Here is a 3,830-nt window from a genome sequence, read left to right as displayed (position 1 = left end):
TCACATACCTCGGCTCGAAAGTTATTTCCCATGAAGAAAGCAAAGAAAGTTTCTGCTTCTAATAATTTAGTGCATCTTCATGGAGAATTGGTATTACCTCTTGTCTTATTTTGATTTCCGATTAAATTTGCAACGTATGAAGCAATTTCTTTAAAATCACTTTTAGCAGGATGGCTGGGACGGTGAATATGTAGGGGTAATCCTTGTCCGCTAGCGTTGACAAATTCAGCACTATCGCGAATAGCATCAAATGCACGGATATTCATTTGCTCTAACTGAGATGGCAATGCTTCAAGAAGAAGCCGATGCGTCGCTCGTCGGGAATCATATTGGTTGGGGACAAATCCGATTATTTCGGGAACAGGTTTTAAGCGTAGGTGCTTGCAATGGTAGTAATACCATTCCAATAAATGTGCTGCTCCTTGAATCGACTTTGGTTCTAGTTGCACGGAAATAACTATATGCGTACAAGCAGCTAAAGCCATTAAAGGCAATGGACCGAGGGTAGCTGGGCAGTCAAAGATAATTAGGTCATGCTCCAGTGGATGGTCAGTTAAGTAGTCACCCAAAAGGTAGGCTCCTCGTTTATGCAACACCATTTCATCCGCCGTTTGTGTCAATACCATTCCGCCCTGACAAATAAACACTTTATCTGTATGTTCTGTCCAACAGGGAGTTAAGGGCCAAGAGCCATCAAAGTTATCTTGCAACACAGCGGATAGCGTATGTTCTGGTTCTGGGGGAGACAAACCACAAAATAGTGTCAACGACCCTTGGGGGTCAAGATCCATGAGGGCTACAGATAACGAGCGTTTTGCCAATTCTACGGCTAAATGAACTGAAAGTGTAGTTTTACCACTGCCACCAGCATTGCTGATCACAGCTAGTCGAACTTGCATGGTTTTTATTTAAATGCTCTTTCAGCATCATATATCGAAATCGGGACATCATATATCGATATATGATAAAGAGAACATTGGGCGTTCCTGAATTGAAGTATGAAACTATAAAAATCAAGGATCTTAAACCTTTACTCTCTGCGAACGGACACGTTGCTGACTGATCCACCTCGCACTTTCATGTGTCCTCCTCTGCGTGAAACAAATTCATATCCTTTCTTCAGCAACGCCAAACATTGAACCACCGTATATTATCAACGAAAAACTTATGACTAAAGCGATAAATCGACAGTTTCGTTTGGCAGCTCGTCCTGTGGGCGATATTAAAGAAAGTGATTTTGAGTACCGAGAAGAGCCAATCCCTAGCCCAAAAGAAGGTGAGGTGCTGGTACGTGCTATGTATCTGTCACTAGATCCTACAAATCGCATTTGGATGAGCGACGCTCCGCAGTATATGCCTCCTGTTGAAATTGGAGAAGTTATGCGTGGCGGTATTATAGGTGTGGTTGAAGAGTCAAAAAATCCCAATTTTAAACAAGGGGATTTGGTTTCGGGTATGCTTGGTTGGCAAGATTATGCGATCGCTCTTGGGAACAGTGGCTTTTCTATCACGCGATTACCCAATCCTCTGCCTTGTCCGCTCAGTGCATTTACCGGACCACTAGGAGCTACTGGTTGCACAGCTTATTTTGGGCTATTGGATATAGGACAGCCAAAAGTTGGAGAAACTGTAGTAGTTTCAGCCGCAGCAGGAGCAGTTGGTTCCATTGTTGGACAAATTGCCAAGATTAAGGGTTGTCGTGTGGTCGGTATAACCGGCAGTGATGAAAAATGCCGTTGGCTTACAGAAGAACTTGGCTTTGATGCAGCAATTAACTATAAAACTGGGGATTTAGAAAAAGCGTTAGCTCAAGCTTGTCCCGATGGAATTGATGTGTATTTTGACAATGTTGGCGGAATAATCCTTGATGCCGTCCTAACCAAGATTAATCTACACGCACGCATTCCTTTATGCGGTTTAATCTCAACTTATAATGCTTCCGAGCGTGTTCCTGGTCCCTATAATTACAGCCAAATTCTCATGAAACGCGCTCTCGTCCAGGGATTTATTATCTTGGATTATGTACCGCGATTTCATGAAGCGATAACGGAGATTGGACAGTGGCTCAACCAGGGAAAAATTAAATATGCTCTTGAGATTGTCGAAGGCTTGGAAAATGCACCCAAGGCGATCCTAAAACTTTTCGACGGCAACAAGAAGGGAAAACTGATTGTTAAAGTTTCAAACGAACCTACCTGAAAGTTTATAAAAAGAGTCCAGAAGAGCCTATTACCGCTTCTCCTTCTCAATCGCACTTATACGCTCACCGAACGCTTAACGCGGAGCGTCTCCAAGAGTTGATATGCCGGAAGCTTTATGAGTAATTCACGCATTCACGCATCAAAAAGCTTGAAATACAAAGTTTTTGGATGTTTGAGATAGTAGGTTTATTTCTGCTATTATGTACTATTGGCTGAAGGTATGCAACGCCTCAAAAAGGATTTAAACCATAGGGCAATTTTAATTGCCGTTTTGTTAACGTTCGGATTGAGACTGTTGGTTTTTACCTGTAGAAGTTTGCCAATAAGATTTTTGCTTTTCTGTGAGGTAGTTAATTGTGGCTCTTTGATCCCTTGTCGCTTGGTAAACTACTTGCTGTTGATCGTTAATGATTTGCAATGTGTTGTTTGATGTTGAATAAATAGCAGTGTGTTTACTGCCCACAGGAGCCGTTTGAATAATGGCATTTTGATTGTGGGGCAGAGCGCGAATCGCTTTAATACTGGCGGTGATTAAATTTTGCTCCCATTTTTCACGGATTATAGTTGGAGTAGGGTTAGGTTCTGTGGGTTCATTCGACGTTGGTGTAGTGTCAATTAAAAGTTCAGTTTTAATCATTTGACTTTCTTGCGTCATATGAGTGTTGGCGTTGACACCTTGAGCTTCGTTGTCGAGTTCAGCTTTAATAATTTCCCTCTCTTGCGTCGCATCTTTATTTGTCCACTCTTCGGGATACCTGACAGTCGTTGGATCAATAATTAGATGGGCGGTTGTTGCCGGGGCAAATTGAATGGTGGCATTAAATTTCAAACTTTCTATAGATTGATTAGCTGCTTGCACCTTTTCACTCAGTACTGCAAACGAATCTTTATCAATAACCCCCAACACTTTGCCATTAACTAGGGCAAGGGGTGTAGGCGGTTTACGATGGTCAGAGTTAGATTTGAACCCAATGGAAATGGTGTATGATTCACCTTGAAACGAGCGATCGCTAAGAGCATACTTTTTAATCTGCCCTACCTTTAACTGATTGCCTTTGCTCGAAGTGATAATGACTGAGGCACTGGGGGGAGAAGTGATTGTTGCCACAGCTTCTGTGCCAGTGGGCAGTTGGGGTGATTCACTATTAAACATAGCCAGTTTCTTGCCTTCTGCTATCACCCAACGTTGGGAGATATTGGGGTCGCGGGGGTCAGCATCCAGTTCAATTTTGATGGAGACTTCCTCACCGTGCCAGTTGCGTCCATTGTGTTCGCTGCTGGGTTGGTGTGTGCCAACTACAGAAAGGTTGGTGAATTGTAATTCCTTCAGCTGTCGGATGATTTGGTCGGGGAAAGCAACAAATGCTACACTGGCTTTCTTACGCCCCTGGTACAAATGACTTTCTTCAGTGTGGCTAATATTGTGAAGAGCCGCCGCCAGTGGAAGTTGTTCGGATTGGGCTGTAGAGTTCCTTGCCGTTTCTAAGTATTCACTGGCTTTGGAGAAGGCAGCTTCTACCATACTTTTGCTGATACCAATTTAATATGAAGCTGCATAGAATAGCCCTGCAACAACCCATCGCCTTATGTGGACAGCCTTGTTTTGTAGATCCTCGATCCCCCACGACA

At 43.2% G+C, this 3,830-nt stretch carries 3 protein-coding genes; 1 reads left to right on the top strand and 2 read right to left on the bottom strand.

Going from position 1 to position 3,830, the window contains the following annotated elements:
* Positions 1 to 77 precede the first annotated feature (77 nt).
* Positions 78 to 899 carry a ParA family protein gene (locus PI95_RS34805; protein ID WP_039754924.1) on the bottom strand — a complete coding sequence of 274 codons (822 nt, stop codon included), beginning with the start codon at positions 897 to 899 and terminating at the stop codon, positions 78 to 80.
* Between the two features lie 268 nt (positions 900 to 1,167).
* Between PI95_RS34805 and PI95_RS34800 the strand changes: the two genes are divergently transcribed.
* On the top strand, positions 1,168 to 2,199 hold the full coding sequence (locus tag PI95_RS34800) for an NADP-dependent oxidoreductase (protein ID WP_039754923.1): 1,032 nt from the start codon (positions 1,168 to 1,170) through the stop codon (positions 2,197 to 2,199).
* Positions 2,200 to 2,475: 276 nt separating this feature from the next.
* On the opposite strand, the gene PI95_RS34795 is transcribed toward PI95_RS34800, so the two are convergent.
* Positions 2,476 to 3,723 (bottom strand): hypothetical protein, encoded by a 1,248-nt coding sequence (locus PI95_RS34795; RefSeq protein ID WP_039754922.1) that lies wholly within the window; start codon positions 3,721 to 3,723, stop codon positions 2,476 to 2,478.
* Positions 3,724 to 3,830: the final 107 nt, after the last annotated feature.

The sequence above is a fragment of the Hassallia byssoidea VB512170 genome, assembly GCF_000817785.2.
Lineage (GTDB): Bacteria > Cyanobacteriota > Cyanobacteriia > Cyanobacteriales > Nostocaceae > Hassallia > Hassallia carrinoi.
The sequence above is the reverse complement of the archived record's forward strand: the minus strand, read 5'-3'. Positions and strand labels throughout refer to the sequence as shown.